This is a genomic window from Dermacoccus sp. Ellin185 (assembly GCF_000152185.1).
Taxonomy (GTDB): Bacteria; Actinomycetota; Actinomycetes; order Actinomycetales; family Dermatophilaceae; genus Dermacoccus; species Dermacoccus nishinomiyaensis.
This window is the reverse complement of the sequence record NZ_AEIQ01000077.1, coordinates 1-17,454: the sequence shown is the minus strand read 5'-3', so window position 1 is coordinate 17,454 and position 17,454 is coordinate 1. Positions and strand designations below refer to the sequence as shown.

17 protein-coding genes are annotated in these 17,454 nt (G+C 69.0%); 12 read left to right on the top strand and 5 right to left on the bottom strand.

All coding sequences use genetic code 11. The features are described from left to right. Window positions 1-69: 69 nt before the first annotated feature. The 7 genes from HMPREF0321_RS07965 to HMPREF0321_RS07935 all read left to right on the top strand — a co-directional run bounded on the left by HMPREF0321_RS07965 (window position 70) and on the right by HMPREF0321_RS07935 (window position 8,928). Window positions 70-1,236 carry an MFS transporter gene (locus tag HMPREF0321_RS07965; RefSeq protein WP_040014707.1) on the top strand — a complete coding sequence of 389 codons (1,167 nt, stop codon included), beginning with the start codon at window positions 70-72 and terminating at the stop codon, window positions 1,234-1,236. Window positions 1,237-1,405: 169 nt separating this feature from the next. After that, window positions 1,406-4,303 (top strand): phosphoenolpyruvate carboxylase, encoded by a 2,898-nt coding sequence (gene ppc, locus HMPREF0321_RS07960; RefSeq protein ID WP_006945736.1) that lies wholly within the window; start codon window positions 1,406-1,408, stop codon window positions 4,301-4,303. A 198-nt stretch (window positions 4,304-4,501) separates the two neighbouring features. Continuing rightward, on the top strand, window positions 4,502-4,744 hold the full coding sequence (locus HMPREF0321_RS16770) for a hypothetical protein (RefSeq protein ID WP_006945682.1): 243 nt from the start codon (window positions 4,502-4,504) through the stop codon (window positions 4,742-4,744). An 82-nt stretch (window positions 4,745-4,826) separates the two neighbouring features. Next, the gene (locus tag HMPREF0321_RS07950; RefSeq protein WP_006945730.1) at window positions 4,827-5,768 is read left to right on the top strand and encodes a 2-hydroxyacid dehydrogenase; all 942 of its coding nucleotides are present in this window, start codon (window positions 4,827-4,829) and stop codon (window positions 5,766-5,768) included. A gap of 71 nt (window positions 5,769-5,839) precedes the next feature. After that, entirely contained in the window at window positions 5,840-6,151 is a 312-nt protein-coding gene (locus tag HMPREF0321_RS07945) for a hypothetical protein (RefSeq protein WP_038566873.1), read from the top strand. 386 nt (window positions 6,152-6,537) lie between these two features. Continuing rightward, the gene (locus HMPREF0321_RS07940; protein WP_040014706.1) at window positions 6,538-7,731 is read left to right on the top strand and encodes an alcohol dehydrogenase catalytic domain-containing protein; all 1,194 of its coding nucleotides are present in this window, start codon (window positions 6,538-6,540) and stop codon (window positions 7,729-7,731) included. Between the two features lie 471 nt (window positions 7,732-8,202). Then, window positions 8,203-8,928, top strand: a complete 726-nt coding sequence (locus HMPREF0321_RS07935; protein ID WP_006945713.1) for an SDR family oxidoreductase — start codon at window positions 8,203-8,205, stop codon at window positions 8,926-8,928. Between the two features lie 558 nt (window positions 8,929-9,486). Here HMPREF0321_RS07935 and HMPREF0321_RS07930 read toward each other — a convergent pair. Continuing rightward, a complete protein-coding gene (locus HMPREF0321_RS07930; protein ID WP_006945735.1) occupies window positions 9,487-9,885 on the bottom strand; it encodes a DoxX family membrane protein in 399 nt (132 codons plus the stop codon). Between the two features lie 176 nt (window positions 9,886-10,061). Then, window positions 10,062-10,526, bottom strand: a complete 465-nt coding sequence (locus HMPREF0321_RS07925; RefSeq protein ID WP_006945706.1) for an NUDIX hydrolase — start codon at window positions 10,524-10,526, stop codon at window positions 10,062-10,064. Between the two features lie 252 nt (window positions 10,527-10,778). Here HMPREF0321_RS07925 and HMPREF0321_RS07920 point away from each other — a divergent pair, with 252 nt between their 5' ends. The 4 genes from HMPREF0321_RS07920 to HMPREF0321_RS17405 all read left to right on the top strand — a co-directional run bounded on the left by HMPREF0321_RS07920 (window position 10,779) and on the right by HMPREF0321_RS17405 (window position 14,779). Further along, on the top strand, window positions 10,779-11,579 hold the full coding sequence (locus HMPREF0321_RS07920; RefSeq protein WP_040014715.1) for an SDR family oxidoreductase: 801 nt from the start codon (window positions 10,779-10,781) through the stop codon (window positions 11,577-11,579). A 97-nt stretch (window positions 11,580-11,676) separates the two neighbouring features. Further along, complete coding sequence (locus HMPREF0321_RS07915; protein WP_006945696.1) at window positions 11,677-11,889, top strand: heavy-metal-associated domain-containing protein; 213 nt, start codon at window positions 11,677-11,679, stop codon at window positions 11,887-11,889. A gap of 2 nt (window positions 11,890-11,891) precedes the next feature. Next, window positions 11,892-14,330 carry a cation-translocating P-type ATPase gene (locus HMPREF0321_RS07910; RefSeq protein WP_006945698.1) on the top strand — a complete coding sequence of 813 codons (2,439 nt, stop codon included), beginning with the start codon at window positions 11,892-11,894 and terminating at the stop codon, window positions 14,328-14,330. After that, entirely contained in the window at window positions 14,327-14,779 is a 453-nt protein-coding gene (locus HMPREF0321_RS17405; protein WP_006945739.1) for a metal-sensitive transcriptional regulator, read from the top strand. Before HMPREF0321_RS07910 ends, HMPREF0321_RS17405 begins: the two co-directional genes overlap by 4 nt. Window positions 14,780-14,927: 148 nt before the next feature. Here HMPREF0321_RS17405 and HMPREF0321_RS14885 read toward each other — a convergent pair whose 3' ends face one another. From HMPREF0321_RS14885 to HMPREF0321_RS07895, 3 genes are all read right to left on the bottom strand, one after another. Beyond that, the gene (locus HMPREF0321_RS14885) at window positions 14,928-15,437 is read right to left on the bottom strand and encodes a hypothetical protein (protein ID WP_006945700.1); all 510 of its coding nucleotides are present in this window, start codon (window positions 15,435-15,437) and stop codon (window positions 14,928-14,930) included. A 65-nt stretch (window positions 15,438-15,502) separates the two neighbouring features. Next, the gene (locus HMPREF0321_RS07900; protein ID WP_006945722.1) at window positions 15,503-16,105 is read right to left on the bottom strand and encodes an alanine racemase; all 603 of its coding nucleotides are present in this window, start codon (window positions 16,103-16,105) and stop codon (window positions 15,503-15,505) included. Window positions 16,106-16,228: 123 nt separating this feature from the next. After that, window positions 16,229-16,993, bottom strand: coding sequence for a peptidyl-tRNA hydrolase (locus HMPREF0321_RS07895; protein ID WP_254653979.1), 765 nt, complete (start codon window positions 16,991-16,993; stop codon window positions 16,229-16,231). A 206-nt stretch (window positions 16,994-17,199) separates the two neighbouring features. Between HMPREF0321_RS07895 and HMPREF0321_RS16765 the strand changes: the two genes are divergently transcribed. Then, window positions 17,200-17,454: hypothetical protein (locus HMPREF0321_RS16765; RefSeq protein ID WP_217490529.1), on the top strand; the 255-nt coding region annotated here is incomplete at its 3' end.

The window sequence follows — 17,454 nt, the reverse complement described above, 5'->3', positions numbered from 1 at the left end:
GTCTGAGAAACTGGGAGTTCATCTGCCGCCCCCGATCCTGTGGGGCGGCCATCTTGTCGAAGGAGGGCGATGAACGAGCACAGGGGTCTGCGGGCGTCAGGGTGGCCGGGGGTGGTCGTGCTCGCCCTCGGCATCTTCGCGATGGTGACGGTCGAGGAGCTGCCGATCGGCGTCCTCACCCTGATCAGCGACGACCTGGGCGCCTCCGAAGGAGCCGTAGGCCTCGGCGTGACGCTGGCCGGCGCCGTCGCCGGCGTCATGGGGTTGTCGACGTCACTCGCCATCGGCACCCTCGATCGCCGCGTCGTGCTCTTCACGGCACTGCTCGTCGTCGCGGCCGCGACCACAGCGTCCGGGATGGCGACGAACGTCGCCGTCTACCTCGTAGCGCGTTTGTGCGCCGGGCTCGGCATCGGCGTGTTCTGGGCGCTCATCGCCATCGTCGCCTCCCGCATCGTCGCGCCCGAACGCGCGGCGCTCGCGACCACCGTCGCGTTCGCGGGGGCGTCGGGAGCGACGATCCTCGGCGTGCCGATCGGCACGTGGCTCGGCACGACGTGGACGTGGCACGTCGCGTTCTACGCGCTCGCCGCGTTCTGCTTCGTCATTGCCGTGGCGCTGTGGTTCCTCGTGCCGAGCGTGCTCGTCGACGAGAAGTTCACGACCGACGGGTACCGCCGCGCCTGGTCGATCGGCCCGGTGCGTCTCGCGCTGCTCGTGACGGCGGTGCTCGTCGTCGCGCAGTTCTGCGCGTACACCTACGCGAGCCCTGCGCTGCAGGAGTTCGCGCACGTCAGCCCCGCGGGTGTCGGCGCGATGCTGCTCGTCATGGGCATCACCGGGTTGTTCGGCAACGTCGGCTCAGCGCCCATCATGCGACGTCGCCCGATGCTCGCGCTGCTGCTCGTCACGTGCGGCATGACGGCCGGCATCGCGGGCCTCATGCTGTCGGGAACCCCCGCCGTCGCGGCCCTCGCGATGGGCGTGTGGGGACTGTTCGGTGGCGCGATGGCCGTCGTGCTGCAGCACTGGGTGCTGACGAGCGCCGGGCCCTACGCCGAGCCCGCCGCAGCGCTCGATTCGGGCATCTTCAACTTCGCGATCGCCGGCGGAGCCGCCCTCGGAGCGTTCGTCCTCGACGTCTCGAACATCCACACCGTGTTCGTCGTCGCCATCGTCGGCACACTGACGGCGACCGCCATGGTGCTCGCGTACCGGCGTCGCGTCACGGCCTGAGGGCTGCATCGCGCGGCGAACGCAGGGCCCAGCCGCGCCATTTCGTGCACGTCAGGTCATTGCCGCATCCCCCGAGCTCGAACACGCTGTGGCGCAAGCGTGTTTCGGGCGTGTGACACGGCCTGGACGCCGCTGAAACGCGGGGGCCGGCCTCGGCATACTGGCGAACATGTCAGAACTTCTGCACTTCACGACCACTGACGCGGACCGCTCGGCCACCGAGCCGCTGCGCGACGACATCCGTCTGCTCGGCGGGTTGCTCGGTGACGTCATCCGCGAGCACGAGGGTGAACGCGTCTTCGGCCTCGTCGAGGACGCCCGGGTCAGGGCGTTCGGGGTCCGTCGTCAGGAGGTCGACCGCGCGTCGTTCGGCGACACGCTGACGGGGCTGTCGACGCGCGACGCCCTCCACGTCATCCGAGCGTTCAGCCACTTCGCGTTGCTCGCGAACATCGCGGAGGATCTGCACCGTGAGCGTCGCCGCGCCGCTCACGTCGCGGCGGGGGAGGATCCGCAGGACGGCTCGCTCGCGGCGACCTTCCGCAAGCTCGCCGGCGCCCATATCGACGGTGACACGGCCTCCGAGCGGCTGGCGGGCGCCACCGTCGTTCCCGTCATCACGGCGCACCCGACGGAGACGCGCCGCCGCACCGTCTTCGAGGCGCAGAGCCACATCAAGCGCCTCATGCGGGAGCGCACGCGCATGCAGCTCGACCCGAGCGAGGATGCGGAGAACCTGCGCCAGATCAAGCTGTGGGTGCTGACGCTGTGGCAGACGGCCCTCATCCGGCTGAGCAAGATCACGATCACCGACGAGATCGACGCGGGCCTGCGCTGGTACGACGCCGCGTTCTTCGAGGTGATGCCGACGCTCAACGCCGAGCTGCGTGACGCGTTCGCGGCCCTGCTCCCGGGCGCTGGAATCGCGGATGATCCTGTGCTGCAGGCTGGTTCGTGGATCGGTGGCGACCGTGACGGCAACCCCAACGTCACGGGTGACGTCGTCGCCTACGCCACACGCCGTGCCGCGGAGACGGCGCTCGATCACTACCTCGACGAGCTCGACAAGCTGCAGACGAGCCTGTCGCTCTCCCGACGCATGGCGCCCGTCACGGACGAGTTGCTGGCCCTCGCGCAGCACGCGGCTGACGCCGGTGACGCGCGCGACGACGAGCCCTACCGTCAGGCGTTGTCGTACGTGCACGACCGACTCATGGTGACGCATGGGGTCGTCGTGGGGGCTGATGCGGGCGATCCCGGCGCGGCGGGCGCGGCTGGGCCGGCCGGCGCCGTCGGCGCGGGGCAGGGCGGTGAGGCTGACGACCCGTACGTCGCCTATGCGACGCCCGAGGAGTTCCTCGCCGACCTCGACGTCATCGACGCCTCGCTGCGCAGCACCAGTGACGACCTGATCGCCGACGACCGACTCGCCACGCTGCGAGAAGCGGTGCGCACGTTCGGTTTTCACCTCTACGGCCTCGACCTGCGCCAGAACTCCGAGACGCACGAGGCGACCATCGCGGAGCTGTTCGCCTGGGCCGGCGTCTGCGACGACTACGCCGCGCTCGACGAGGACGCCCGCGTCGAGCTGCTCACCGCGGAGCTCGCGAACAACCGTCCCCTCGCCGGGCCGAATGCGACGTTCAGCGAGACGACGACGAAGGAACTCGCGATCACCGCGGCCGCCGCACACGCCGTCAGGACGTTCGGTGAGAAGGCCGTGCCGAACCACGTCATCTCGATGTGCACGAGCGTGTCCGACATGCTCGAGACGGCCGTCCTGCTCAAGGAGGCCGGGCTGCTGACGGTGACGCCAGACGGTCCGCGCTGCAGCGTCAACATCGTGCCCCTGTTCGAGACGATCGAGGATCTGCAGGTCTCCGCGACGACGCTGCGCGCGGCGCTCGCCGTCCCCGCCTACCGCGCCCTCGTCGATTCGAAGGCGCCGCCCGCCGACACCCACTGCGTGCAGATGCACCCGGGTGCACCTGCACGCAAGGGCGGAGGGCTGCAGGAGGTCATGCTCGGCTACAGCGACTCGAACAAGGACGGCGGCTACATGGCCGCCAACTGGGCGCTGTACCGCGCGGAACTCGACCTCGTCGAGGTGGCCGAAGAAGCCGGCATCCGACTGCGGCTGTTCCACGGCCGCGGCGGCACCGTCGGACGTGGTGGTGGCCCGAGCTACGACGCGATCCTCGCGCAACCGCCGGGCGCCGTGCGTGGCTCGCTGCGCCTCACCGAACAGGGCGAGATCATCGCCGCCAAGTACGCCGAACCGAAGCTCGCCACGCGCAACCTCGAGGCACTCGTCTCCGCGACGATCGAGTCGTCCCTGCTCGACGTCGAGGGTCTCGAACCGTCCGAGGTCGACGACGCCTACGCCGCGATGGACGAGATCGCCGCCCTCGCCCGCGAGGCGTACGGCGACCTCGTGCACCGCACCGACGGATTCGTCGACTACTTCAAGACGTCGACGCCCGTCGCCGAGATCGGCGAACTCAACATCGGCTCCCGCCCCAGCTCACGCAAACCGACGTCGTCGATCGCCGACCTGCGCGCCATCCCGTGGGTGATGTCGTGGTCGCTGTGCCGCGTCATGCTGCCCGGCTGGTATGGCACGGGCACCGCCCTCGAACGCTGGATCGGTGACGACGACGCGCGCCTCGCGCAACTGCGCGGCTACGTCGAACGCTGGCCGTTCTTCCGCTCCGTCATCTCCAACATGGCGCAGGTCATGGCGAAATCCGACCTCGGACTCGCCGCCGAATACGCCGAACTCGTCGAAGACGCCGACCTGCGAACGCGCGTGTTCGACAAGATCCGCGACGAACACGCCCGCACCCTCGCCATGTACGAGAAGATCACCGGCCACGACGACCTGCTGTGGGACAACGCCGCTCTCAAACGTTCCGTCTTCAACCGCTTCCCCTACCTCGAGCCCCTCAACCACCTGCAGGTCGAACTCCTGCGCCGCTACCGCGCCGGCGACGATGACCCCCAACTCAAACGCGGCATCCTGCTCACGATGAACGGACTGGCGACAGCGCTGCGCAACTCGGGGTGACCGGGCAGCGCGAGCGCGCTGCCCGGTCACCCGGAGTTCGATGATCTTTGACGCTGACTCCTCAGCGCTCGCCCAGCGGGCTCGCTTGATCGTCGTCAGCGTGGGGGTGGGGGCTGACCTCGCAGGCTCGGCCAGGAGCTCGCTTGGTCGTCTTCGGCGCGAGGCGTCGAGGGTGCGGCAGAGCGAGGTGCCGAGAAGATGGCGGTCGGCTGTCACCAGGGTCAGGTCTTCGAGGGCTGCCTGGGTGACGAGCATCGCGTCGAACGGGTCGCGGTGGGGCAGTTCGCTGCTGACGCGCGCCGCCTCATCGGCATGCCAAGGAAGAACGGGCAACTCGAAGAGCCCGGCCGCCCGCAGAGGGTCGTGATGTCGTCAGGCCCGGACAGCTTGCCGGAGAGCACCTTGATCGTCGTCTCCCAGACGCTGGCGGCCGACACGTAGGACTTGGGTGCCCCGCTCCGTGGTGCCGCGCGCGTCGCGGGGCGCATCGGCTCGAGCGTGACCGGGATGCCACGATGAGGGCATGAGCGACACACTGATCCTGGGCGCCGGCGGGCTGTACCCGCCGCTCGTCGAGCAGCTCGTCGATGACGGCGCCTTGACCTGGCCACGCGGTGGCGCTGACCGACGCGCGATGCTCGACGATCACGCCGCTGACATCCGCGTCGTTGTCAGCAGTGCGGGCGTCGGAGCGGATGCGCGCCTCATCGACGCGTTGCCGAACCTCGAACTCATCGCCAACTTCGGCGTCGGGTACGACGCCACCGACGTCGACGCGGCCACCGCGCGTGGCATCCCGGTGACGAACACCCCCGACGTCCTCGACGACTGTGTCGCCGACCTCGCCATCGGCCTGACGATCGACGTCATGCGCGCCATCTCCGCCTCGGATCGGTATGCGCGACAGGGTCGTTGGAAGAGTGACGGCCCGTACCCGCTGCAGCGGCGCGTCACCGGAGCGAAGGTCGGCATCCTCGGTCTCGGCCGCATCGGGCAGGCCATCGCGACGCGATTCGAAGGGTTCCGCTGCGAGATCAGGTACCACAATCGTTCGCGCAAGGACGTCGCCTACGACTACGAGGAGAGCCCCGCGGCGCTGGCCGAATGGGCCGACGTCCTCGTCGTCGCGACTCCTGGCGGCGCGCAGACGAAGGCGCTCGTCGACGCCGACGTGCTCGCCGCCCTCGGTGAAAACGGCTACCTCGTCAATATTGCGCGGGGCAGCGTCGTCGACCAGGAGGCGCTCATCGAGGCGTTGCAGCATGACGCGATCGCGGGCGCCGCGCTCGACGTGTTCGCCGACGAGCCAGGCATCCCGCAGGAGCTATGCGACCTCGACACGGTCGTCATCACCCCGCACGTCGCGAGCGCGACGCACGAGACGCGCCGCGCGATGGCCGACGTCGTCCTTGCCAACATCGACGCCCACCGTGCGGGCCAGGAGCTGCCCACCCGCGTCAACTGACGATCGATGACGGCCCTTGCGCCACGACCACCCTCGCGGCGAGCGTCATGACTCGTCCTCGGCCTTTCGGAATGGGCGAGCCGGAGGCAGGCGAGACTGCGGATGCCGCCCGCGAGTCCGGTCCCGGATTGGAGCCAGGTGGCGTTTGTGCCGATTCCGAGCGTGTGGGAGAAAACGATGGTGGACGAGGCCGAGACGAGGCGGAGGACATCGCCGAGGAGGAGGGCCTGCCGCAGGTCAGCTACGACCCAAATCAGCAGGCGAGGCTGGACTGCATGCTGCAGGTTCGCCCGCTGATCGGGTTGGACCCGTCGCAGATGAGCGAGCAGGCGGCGAACGAGGCAGCGGCGCAGTTGAGGACGTTGCTGGCGAACAGGCCGTAACGTTCCGGCCCGCCAGCCAGGACGGATCTGGCTCCGTCTGGGCCGAAGGCGCGCTTCGCCGCGAACCTCACCCCCCTGACCACCAGTCGGCGTGCGCGACGAGCAGCGCCCCGCGACATCGGTTGAGCAGTGTGTGATGGCGCGCTGGTCGAGTTGGGGTGCAATCGACTCTTCGGCAGCCCCTGGTGCTGCCATGTTGTCGATCCTTGCGCCGGCTGACAGCCTCTACCGAACCCGGGGCGATTCAACTCGCGACATGGACGCCCCGACGCGGTTGCATCGGGCTGGAACAAACAACCGCACTCTGGTTAGCTACAGCCAGACCCGTAATCCACGGGCCCCTCGACGGGCCGCTTCGAGCTGGGGCGGTCGAAGGAGTGAAAGACATGGCAACTGGTAACCGCGCCGTGGTGTTCCACGGTGCCGAAGACATGCGAGTCGACACCGTCGATTACCCCAAGCTCGAGATGCCGAACGGCCAGAAGGCCCCGCACGGCGTCATCCTCAAGATCGTCGCAACGAACATCTGCGGGTCCGACCTGCACATCTACCGCGGTTCGTTCCCGGTGCCCGAGGGCATGCTCATGGGTCACGAGATGACTGGCCAGGTCGTCGAGGTCGGCCCTGACGTCGAGTTCCTGTCCGAGGGCGACCTCGTCTCCGTCCCCTTCAACGTCGCCTGCGGCCGCTGCCGCAACTGCCGCGCCCGCCACACCGAGGTGTGCGAGACGACGAACCCCGACGCCTCCTGCGCCGCCTACGGCTTCAACCTGGGTAACTGGGACGGCGGCCAGGCCGAGTACATGTTCGTGCCCTACGCCGACTTCCAGCTCCTGCGCTTCCCCGACAAGGACCAGGCCATGGAGAAGATCCGCGACCTGGCGCTGCTGTCGGACATCCTCCCCACCGCATTCCACGGTCTCATGGAAGCCGGCGCCAAGCCGGGCTCCACCGTGTACATCGCCGGCGCTGGCCCCGTCGGACGCTGCGGCGCTGCTGCGGCCCGCCTGCTCGGTGCGTCGTGCATCATCGTCGGCGACTACGACCAGAAGCGACTCGACCTAGTCAAGCGCAACGGCTGCGAGACCATCGACCTGTCCCAGGACGTGCCCCTGACCGACCAGATCGAGGCCATCCTCGGTGAGCCGATGGTCGACAGCGCTGTCGACTACGTCGGATCCGAAGCTCACGGCATCGGCTCCGACGCGGACAAGCTCATGCCGCAGGCCGCGATCAACCAGGTCATGGACGCAACCCGAGCCGGCGGCGCCACGGGCGTCATCGGTGTCTACGGGCCCGACCCGCTCGCGCCGACGCAGGAAGGCAAGGAAGGCACCTTCCCGCTCGACTTCGGCAAGGTATGGATCAAGTCGCCCCGCATCTCTGCGGGCCAGGCGCCGATCATGCACTACAACCGTGAACTCATGATGGCCATCCTGTGGGACCGCATGCCCTACCTGAGCGACATGCTGAACACCCAGGTCATCAGCCTCGACGAGGCCCCTGACGCATACGCGAAGTTCAACGAGGGTTCGGACGAGAAGTACATCATCGACCCGCACGGGATGATCAAGCACTGATCGTCTTGCACGCTTGAACGTGTGAGTGGGGCCCCGCCAAACTTGGCGGGGCCCCACTCACACGTTCACCGGCAAGCCTGGGCAACTGACTCGAACCAGGCCTTTGCAATAGCCCAGGAATGCGGCTGACCGATGTCGAGATGCGCCGTACTTTGCACACGACACGCCTCGGACATTGCACAGTCGGGCCCGGAGCCACCCGCTTGCGCAAAGTCGAGGCAGACCGGCCCTGGAAGCGTTCAGGCACCTCGTGCGATGGAAGCAGTCGGCTCGAACGGACCGTCTGCGTGGCTCCCTGGCGCCGCCATCGGGGCCGGTTTCGGGTACGCCTCGGCCAACATCGTCGGCGCTATGGTGACCGCAGCGGGGTTGGCCCTTGCCTTTGTCACCCTGCGACTGGACGCGCGCGAGCGTCGCCACATCTGATCCCCGCACAACGCATCTCATTACCGCAACGCAAGGGAGAACCCCATGAGTGCCACCCTGCCCCTGGCCAGCCAGAACATCCTCATCATCGGCGGCGCGCGCGATATCGGGTTCGCCATCGCGAACGCCATCCACGAAGCAGGCGCAACACCTGTCATCGGTGCTCGCGACCTGGTGAAAGCGCGCGAGGCCGCTGAGCGGATCCCCGGAGCGCGAGCTGTCAGCATCGACATCACCGACGAAGACAGCATCGTGCGCGCTCTGGACGAGGTCGGACCACTCGATCACATCGTCACCACCGCGTCTGCGCATCACAACGTGCCGGTCTCGCAGCTCGACCACGATCATGTCGTCTCCGCCTTCGAGGCCAAGGTGATCGGTCCGATGTTGCTGGCGAAGCATGCAGCCAAGACGGTTCGCCCCGACGGCAGCCTTCTGCTGTTCTCCGGCGTCGCCGCGTGGAACCCGTCGCCCGGATACGCCGTCATGGGCATCACGAACGGGGCGGTCACCTACGCCGTCACGCATCTCGCAAAGGAGCTCGCTCCCATCAGGGTCAACGCGATCTCGCCCGGCATCATCGATTCCGGCAGCTGGGATGCGATGGGAGACAACGCGAAGCACGAATTTCTCGAGGACTCCGGGCGCGCGACCCTGGTCGGCCGAGTGGGGCGGAACGACGACATCGCACGTGCCGCCCTGTGGTTGCTCGAAGGGTCGTTCGTAACCGGCGAGACCATCCACGTCGACGGCGGCGCACGCATCGCCTGACCATCCGGCAAGACCGGCCACCTCAACGAGGGAAACCGCCAATAGGACCGTCCCTAGATTCCGCATCTTCGAAAGTGCACACCTGAGAGGGTGCCTACTTTCGTGGGTGGGTACACCCCGCTGGCACGAGCCGTCGCTCATCGAGTGCGCGTGCACATCGGGCTGGTCGACGTCTTATCGTCACTTCGCACCTAGGGTCTGAACGTGCCAGGTCGACTCGTGAGGTGCGCACGCGTCTCGTCGATGTCGCAGAAGCTCGCCAGACAATCGGAAGCGATCGGGGAGGTTTCCGATCTGTTCTCCGCCCCCCAATTCGGCGAGAGCCGAGCCGATCACGTCGGATGCCCGGCGCTACGTGCGTCGCGGTGACACGCGTTGAGAGCCGAGACGCCGCTGGCGCCGCTCGCCGCTGCGAGACAAAACGCGTGAGAGCCGGAACCCTGCCAGGCAGGGTTCCGGCTCTCACGCGTGACGCGGCGCAAGGCCGCCATCGAATTCTCGGACGGCGACTCCTCAGCCGTCGATCGCAGACGTCTCAGACCTCGACGCCCGGGTGCGTCAGTTCTTCGTCATGATGACGGTGACGAGGCCACCGGCGGCGGCGAGGTTGCCGAAGAAGGCGGTCATCTGCTGGTTGCGGGCCTGCGGGTCGTCCTTGATGTCCCAGAAGTTGTGGGCGGAGACCGTCGTGGCGGCCAGCAACGGCAGCAGGCCGATGGCAGCGAGACGCGACTTGATGCCGAGGCCCATCGCCGCGCCGAGGGCGATCATGCCGGCGCCGTTGGCCTGGATGAGCTGCTCGGACGTGAGCGGGAGCTGACCCTTGAGGCCGTAGCGCTCCTGCGCGGCGTCGATCATCGGCACGAGGTGAGCGCGGTTCTTGATGGCGTTCTGGCCGCCGTAGACGAACAGCGAACCGACCATCGCGCGGCCGAGAGCCTTGCCGGGGTTGAACATGCGAATACCACCTTCGTTGAAGAATCAACGACGCTGAGCGCGCCGTTCCGTTCGATGCCCAGCCTATGATGTCGCGCTGCGATCCGCATTCCCGCGGGCGTGGATGCCTGACCTGCGGGCTGATGCGGGGTGCGTCAACAGGCCGAGGCAACCGCAGAGGGGTGAGCCCCGGGGCGTCAGTTCACCCCGTCGACCGGCCGACCGTTCTCGAGGTAGAGGCAGTGAGGGGCGCCCCAGCCGTGCGCGACGCGCCGTCCGACGGGCTTCGACAGCAGGGCCAGCGCCTCGTCGCGTTCGGCGAAGCGGTGGGAGGCGATCTCGTCGGCCTGCAGGCGGATCGAGGCAATCTGCTTGTCGTCGAGGGTGCCGCAGTCGAAGAGGAAGCGCAGCCCCAGCTTGCGCTCGAGCTTGCCCGGGCGGGTGTCGACGATGACGAGGTGTCCGCTCGTCACGACCAGCCCCGTCTCTTCGAGCACCTCGCGCCGGCATCCGTCCCATGGACTCTCGCCGTCGGCCTCCATCGCGCCGCCGGGGATCGTCCAGCCGCTCTTGTATGTCGGCTCGAGGATGAGCAGGCGCCCCGAACGATCGAAGAGCAGTGAGCCGGCGGAGGCGGGAATCTCTGGAGGGTTCCATGGCATGGCTCGAACGTATCGTCTCGGGCCGGGGGAGCCGAGCGGGTCGTCGCACGTCGTTCGAGGGGCGGGCGTGGTTCGCCCGGCCCGGCAGTGGCCGGGCGGCGCTGAGATGCGCACGGATCGCTCGGCCGGGCGCCGGTCGGAAGAGCCGGTGGCGATGAACCCCTGGCGCGGCCGACGCAGTCTGTGATGTGATCGAGGTGACTATTGAGCATTGCTCAACAATGCTTCACGACGATGAACGAGGTGGCAGACATGGATGTTCACGGCGCGGTGTGCGTGGTGACCGGGGCGGCAGGCGGGATCGGCGCGGCGCTTGCGGAGGCGCTGCTCGAACGCGGCGCGAAGGTCGCCCTCACCGACCTCGACGGCGAGCGTCTCAGTGCCACGCGCGAACGGCTCGCCACCGCCCACGGCGACGTGGTCGCTGCCGCCGGTGACGCCTCGAGCGCCGCCGACATCGCCGAGGTCATCGCCCTCGCCGAACGCGAGTTCGGTGCGCCGGTCGACGTCTACGTCGCGAACGCAGGCGTCGGCGTGGGCGCAGATCTGGCCGACGAGGCGAGCTGGGCCACCGCGATCGACGTCAACCTCATGGCGCACGTGCGCGCCGCGCAGCAGCTCGTGCCGGGATGGGTGGAGCGCGGCCGCGGCTACTTCGTCTCGACGGCGTCGGCTGCCGGCCTGCTCACGCAGATCGGCTCGTCGACGTACGCGACGACGAAGCACGCGGCGCTCGCCTTCGCCGAATGGCTCGCCGTGTCGTACGGCGACAAGGGCGTCGGCGTCAGCTGCCTGTGCCCGATGGGCGTCGACACGAACCTGCTGACCGAGACCGGCGGCGCCTCGCGCGTCGCGCAGCGCGCCGTCACCGAATCGGGCCCGGTGCTCACGCCTGCGCAGGTGGCGGACGACGTCATGCGCGCGATCGAGAACGAGACGTTCCTCGTGCTGCCCCACGCGAACGTGCTCGACATGTACCGCGCCAAGGGCGCCGACTACGACCGGTGGATCCGCGGGATGCAGCGCTTCGGCGCGCACCTGGCATCGAACTGACGCGCGCGACGGTGGGGGCGGGCGACGGTCGACCGGAGGGGAATACCCCCTGGGGGTATGGTGTTGTGTGTCAGTAGAACACGACGAAGGAGCAGTCATGGCTGAGCAGAACACCAGCACGTACATCGTCACCGGCATGACCTGTGGCCACTGCGAGATGAGCGTGCGCGAGGAACTCGAGGAGATCCCCGGCGTCAGCGACGTCGTCGCCAACCACGAGAGCGGCGTCGTGACGTTCACCTCCGACCGGCCCGTGAGCCGCGAGCAGGTCGACGCCGCCGTCACCGAAGCCGGATACCAGCTCGCCTGAGGATGATCAAGACGACCACGCAGACCCGGACCCCCACCCCAGCGGCGCCAGTAGCCCCCGAGGCTCCGGCAACGCCGACGCAGAGTGTCGAACTGGCGCTGAGGGGCATGACGTGCGCCTCGTGCGCGAACCGCATCGAACGCAAGCTCAACAAGCTCGACGGCGTCGAGGCCAGCGTCAACTACGCGACGGAGAAGGCACGCGTGGCCTTCGCCGACGACGTGACGCCCGACGACCTCGTCGCAACGGTCGAGAAGACCGGCTACGGCGCGAGCGTCATCACGCCGGAACCGGTTTCCCCGCCGTCATCGGCCGACGCTGACGGGGCGGACAGCGGCGCTCGCGCCGGCAAAGCGGGCGAATCACCGGCCGACGCGCACGTGCGCGAGCTGCGGCAGCGCCTCGTCGTCAGCGCTGTGCTGACGGTGCCCGTCGTGCTCATGGCGATGATTCCGCCGCTGCAGTTCACGAACTGGCAGTGGCTGTCGCTGACGCTCGCGGCGCCCGTCGTGGTCTGGGGTGCGTGGCCGTTCCATCGCGCCGCGTGGATGAACCTCAAGCACGGCGCGACGACGATGGACACCCTCGTCAGCGTCGGCACGATCGCGGCGTTCGCGTGGTCGCTGTACGCGCTGTTCTTCGGCGACGCCGGCATGCCGGGCATGAAGCACGGCTTCGACTTCGGCGCGACGCGAGGGCACGGTGCGTCGAACATCTACCTGGAGGCGGCCGCCGGCGTCACGACGTTCGTGCTGCTCGGACGCTTCGTCGAGGCGCGTTCGAAACGCGCGAGCGGCGCCGCGCTGCGCGCTCTGCTCGACCTGGGGGCCAAGGAGGCGACCGTCCTGCGCTCCGGCCCTGACGGCGTCGAGCGCGAGCAGCGTGTGAACGCAGGCCAACTCGTCGTCGGCGACCGCATCGTCGTGCGACCCGGCGAGAAGATCGCGACCGACGGCGAGGTCGTCAGCGGTGACAGCGCCGTCGACGCCTCGATGGTGACGGGCGAATCGGTGCCCGTCGACGTCGGCCCCGGTGACGCCGTCATCGGGGCGACGCTCAACACGAGCGGACGGATCGTGGTGCGCGCCACCCGCGTCGGCGGGCAGACGCAGCTCGCGCAGATGGCGAAGCTCGTCGAGGACGCGCAGAACGGCAAAGCGGACGTGCAGCGGCTCGCCGATCGCGTCTCCGGCATCTTCGTGCCGGTCGTCATTGCGCTGTCGGTGCTGACGCTCCTCGGCTGGCTCGTCGTGACGGGCGACGTCGAAGCGGCGTTCACCGCAGCCGTCGCGGTGCTCATCATCGCGTGCCCCTGCGCGCTGGGTCTTGCGACGCCGACGGCGCTCATGGTGGGTACCGGGCGCGGCGCGCAGTTCGGGGTGCTCTTCAAGGGCCCCGAGGTGCTCGAGGCGACGCATCGCATCGACACGGTCGTGCTCGACAAGACCGGAACGCTCACCTCCGGCGAGATGTCGGTCGGTGAGATCGTCTGTGCCGGTGGTGAATCCGAGGACGACGTGCTCGCTGTTGCGGCAGCCCTCGAGAGCGGCTCGGAGCACCCGATCGCTCGCGCCATCACCGACGCGGGCCGCGACCGCGTCGGCGATCTGCCGACCGCCGACGGTTTCATCAACATGCCCGGCGAGGGCGTGACGGGGCGAGTGCGCGTGCCCGGCCCGAACGCTGAGGCAGCCGTGATGGTCGACGTCATCGTCGGCCGCCCGGATGCTCTCGCGGCCCGGGGCATGGCTCTCGACGGCCACCTGCGTGGAGCCTTCGACGATCTCGAATCGGGTGGTGGGACGGTCGTCGCCGTCGGATGGGGCGCCGCGGCGCGTGGCGTCATCGCCGTCACCGACACCGTGAAACCGACGAGCGCGGATGCCCTGCGCGGACTGTCGCGCCTCGGCCTGCACACCGTCCTGCTGACGGGCGACAACGAGCGCGCCGCGCGGAGCGTCGCCGACGCGGTCCGCATCGACGACGTCATCGCCGGTGTGCTGCCGGCGGGCAAGGTCGACGTCATCACGCGTCTGCAGGGTGAGGGGCGCGTCGTCGCGATGGTCGGCGACGGCGTCAACGACGCTCCCGCGCTCGCGCAGGCCGATCTCGGCATCGCGATGGGAACGGGCACGGACGTTGCGATCGAAGCGGCTGACGTCACCGTCGTGCGCGGCGATCTGCGTCTCGTCGGCGACGCGATCCGCCTGGGCCGCAGGACGCTGAACACGATCAAGAGCAACCTGTTCTGGGCGTTTGCGTACAACGTCGCAGCGATTCCGTTGGCCGCCGCGGGGCTGCTCAACCCCATGATCGCGGGCGCCGCGATGGCGTTCAGCTCGGTGTTCGTCGTGCTCAACAGCCTGCGGTTGCGCCGCTTCGCCGGGACGGCGGAGCAACAGTCGAGTCATCGATCGAACGAGGAGGGTGGGCGCGCGTGAGCGAGACGAAGTCGAAGGAGCCGGCCGTGGAGGCGATGCGGCAGGAACCCGTCGTCGACGCACTGACGGGGGCTGAAGACGCCCTGGTTGACGCTGTGGAGCCGGGCAACGGGGTGTCCGATGGCGGCGATCACGCCGCGGGGTCGTCGTGCTGTGAACCGTCGAAACCGGGGTACGAGAACGCCGGGTCGAAGGATGCTCTGTCCAAGCGGCTCAAGCGCATCGAGGGGCAGGTGCGCGGCGTCGAGAAGATGGTCGAGGAAGACCGGTACTGCATCGACGTCCTCACCCAGATCGCGGCCATCCAGTCGGGGTTGAAGGCCGTGGCGCTCGGGCTGCTCGACGACCACATGGCCCACTGCGTCGTCGAGGCTGCTCGAGCTGGGGGCGACGAACAGGCCACCAAGCTCGCCGAGGTCAGCGACGCCCTGCGCCGATTCGTGCGCTGACGCTCGCCCGCCTCGCGCAGCCGAGTCAGTTGATGCTGGCCGAGTCACGCAGGACTGACTCGGCCGGCACCAACTGACTCACCTGCGCGGCGCCTCGGTGCGAGCGCTGGATCGATCACGCCCCACACACTCGAGCACGCGAAAGGCGTCAGCTGTTCATGCCCCGCGCTGCGACGGCCCAGGTGTCCACGAGCGTGCCGTTGCGTACGACGTCGACCGCGTTGGCCAGGTTGATCGCGTTGCAGCAGTGATTCGGCACGACGCGCACCGTCGAGCCGAGTGCGGGCAGGGAGGCCCCGGCCATGTCGACGACGCCGTGATGCTCGGACATCTGCACGATGCGCGCGTCGGGATGGTCGAGCAGTCGACCGTGGCCGCTCGCCCAGGGCGCCTTGTCGGCAGCGAGCGTCTCCGACCCGGCATCGAGCACGAGACGCCCACCCGAGTGCGAGACGACCCGCGCGTGTGCGGTGAGCGCGATGTCCCCGGCCGCGCAGGCTCCGAGTTCCCACTGCTGCGCATCGTTGAAGACGTACGCGCCGGGCCGCATCTCCGTGGGGGCGACATCCGTCGACGGGCCCGCGCCGTCGTTGACGGCGGAGGTGGCGCCAGGCAGGCTCGTGAGGGCGCTCCCCGACGACGACGCAACCCCCGGCATGCCCGCGCGCGCCTTCGCCAGCGCCGTTGCGTGCAGCGAACGCCATGCTCGGGCTCGACCCGCCGCTACGAACGTTGCGGTTCGATTCCCTTGGCGCGCAGGGCTCGTGACGCGCCGTCGAGCGCAGCGCGTTCGTCGTCAGCGGACTGGGCTCGGCCTTCCGGCGAGTACGAGTGGCCGGGAAAGGTGAAGACGCCGCGCACGTCGAAGCCGAGGCTCGCGATGCCCGCGGCGAGCTCGCCTGCGTCACGCGCCGGGATGCCGGTGCGGTGCTGACCCGAGTCGAGCTCGACGAGGACCTCGACCACCGCAGAGCCGAGCGGCTTGCGCAGCTGGCGCGCGGCCGTCATCGAGTCGCAGCCGACGCCGATGCGCGCGCGTTCCGCGAGGGCCCGCAGGCGCCGCCCAGCCTCGTCGTCGACCCACAAGGGGTAGGCGATGGACACGTCGTCGAAGCCCGCGTCGACGAAGACCTCGGCCTCACCGATCGTCGCGACGGTGATGCCGTGCGTCGCCGCGTCACGCTGCATCGTGGCGATCTCCGGCATCTTGTGCGTCTTGACGTGCGGCCGCAGCGCGACACCGGCGTCACGACCCAGGCTCGCCATGGCGTCGATGTTGCGTTCGAGCACGTCGAGGTCGGCGACGAGGCGGGGCGTGGCGGTCACGAGAACTCCTGACGGTCGGGTGCATTCATTCTGCCGGTCGTCGGGCCGCAATCTTGTGCTCCCTGCGCGGGAAACCGCGGTTCACGTGATGCTCGGCGACGAATCGTGACGTGCGCGGGTGCGTCACCAGTCCGCGCGGGTCGTCTCGTGCTGTCCGTCGAGTTCGGTGAATCCGGCGTCGATGATGCTGACGCGGCCCGGCGTCGCGGCCCAGTGCGCCTCTGTATCGCGAACGATGCGGACGCGGTGGTCGTCGGCCGCCCACCGTGCGCGCTCGTCGGCGCTCATCGATTCCCACGCTCGCTGCGCCGCGTGCGCGCACTGCGCGGCGCTCTTTCCGCTCGTCATCGTGACGAGGGGGCTGAGGCGGACGGTGACCATCGCATGCACGTCCTGCGGGTCGCGCGCGTCGCTCGTTCCATCGTCGGGGTGCGACGGGAGCTGCGTGCCCTCGACCTGCATCTTCTTCAGCTCGGGCGGCAGCGGTGACGTCGGCGCCGGCGTGAACGCACGAGCCTCGGCGCTGCCGTGACGAGCCGTCACCCCGTCGAGGGCCTGCGCGTCACTCCAGCGCTTGCCGCTGCAACGCCTCACGATCTTGCGGATGGCGATGCCGCGCCAGGCGTCGATGGCGTCGAGCATCGCAGTGTCGGGGGCGGGCGTCTCGATGCCGCCAGCGGCGCCGTCGTCGTCGGCGCCGCTGGCGGCATCAGAGGACACGACGGGGTGCGCGCGGCGCTCGGCCTCGACGAGCAATCCGACGCAGGCCTGCGCGGCCGCGGCGCAGGCGTCGAGTTCGTCCGGTGGCGCGGTCTTCTCGACGCGCAGCGCGATCTGCATCGCCAGAGGCGGGGCGTCGGTCTCGGGCGCGGGTCTCGTCTCACTCACCGCACCATTGTGGTCCAGGGGGCCCGGGGCGCGAAGAATGGCGACGATGCGAGCTGCCCCGTGTCGGACGCCGCGAAGGCCGCGCCCGACGCGTCGGGCGCGGCCTTCGCCGTCACGGCTGGCGGTGCGAAAGTGACCGGGATTCGCGGATGGGATCAGGAATCGCGAAGGTGACCGGAAATCGCAGACGTGGACGAAGATCGCGAATGTGGCCAGGAATCGCAGATGGTCACGGCGTGCGGGTGGGGGAGGCCGGATCGTTGGCGGCGTTGCCCTCTGTCACGTTCGGGGCCGTCTCCTTCTGGAACCACACGACGGGCAGCACACAGATCGCGACGACGGCGATCATCGCGCCGGGCGCGGGTGCCCAACCAGTCGAGTCGATGAGCTTCTGCCCGACGAGCGGCGCGAACCCGCCGAAGATGGCGGTCGCCGTCGTGAATCCGGCTCTTCACGAACGA

What these genes read in the sequence shown, in the direction of transcription:
- HMPREF0321_RS07965 (WP_040014707.1), top strand. Translation starts at nt 70, where the DNA reads ATGAACGAGCACAGGGGTCTGCGGGCGTCAGGGTGGCCGGGGGTGGTC.
- ppc (WP_006945736.1), top strand. Translation starts at nt 1,406, where the DNA reads ATGTCAGAACTTCTGCACTTCACGACCACTGACGCGGACCGCTCGGCC.
- HMPREF0321_RS16770 (WP_006945682.1), top strand. Translation starts at nt 4,502, where the DNA reads ATGGCGGTCGGCTGTCACCAGGGTCAGGTCTTCGAGGGCTGCCTGGGT.
- HMPREF0321_RS07950 (WP_006945730.1), top strand. Translation starts at nt 4,827, where the DNA reads ATGAGCGACACACTGATCCTGGGCGCCGGCGGGCTGTACCCGCCGCTC.
- HMPREF0321_RS07945 (WP_038566873.1), top strand. Translation starts at nt 5,840, where the DNA reads ATGGGCGAGCCGGAGGCAGGCGAGACTGCGGATGCCGCCCGCGAGTCC.
- HMPREF0321_RS07940 (WP_040014706.1), top strand. Translation starts at nt 6,538, where the DNA reads ATGGCAACTGGTAACCGCGCCGTGGTGTTCCACGGTGCCGAAGACATG.
- HMPREF0321_RS07935 (WP_006945713.1), top strand. Translation starts at nt 8,203, where the DNA reads ATGAGTGCCACCCTGCCCCTGGCCAGCCAGAACATCCTCATCATCGGC.
- HMPREF0321_RS07930 (WP_006945735.1), bottom strand. Translation starts at nt 9,885, where the DNA reads ATGTTCAACCCCGGCAAGGCTCTCGGCCGCGCGATGGTCGGTTCGCTG.
- HMPREF0321_RS07925 (WP_006945706.1), bottom strand. Translation starts at nt 10,526, where the DNA reads ATGCCATGGAACCCTCCAGAGATTCCCGCCTCCGCCGGCTCACTGCTC.
- HMPREF0321_RS07920 (WP_040014715.1), top strand. Translation starts at nt 10,779, where the DNA reads ATGGATGTTCACGGCGCGGTGTGCGTGGTGACCGGGGCGGCAGGCGGG.
- HMPREF0321_RS07915 (WP_006945696.1), top strand. Translation starts at nt 11,677, where the DNA reads ATGGCTGAGCAGAACACCAGCACGTACATCGTCACCGGCATGACCTGT.
- HMPREF0321_RS07910 (WP_006945698.1), top strand. Translation starts at nt 11,892, where the DNA reads ATGATCAAGACGACCACGCAGACCCGGACCCCCACCCCAGCGGCGCCA.
- HMPREF0321_RS14885 (WP_006945700.1), bottom strand. Translation starts at nt 15,437, where the DNA reads ATGCCGGGGGTTGCGTCGTCGTCGGGGAGCGCCCTCACGAGCCTGCCT.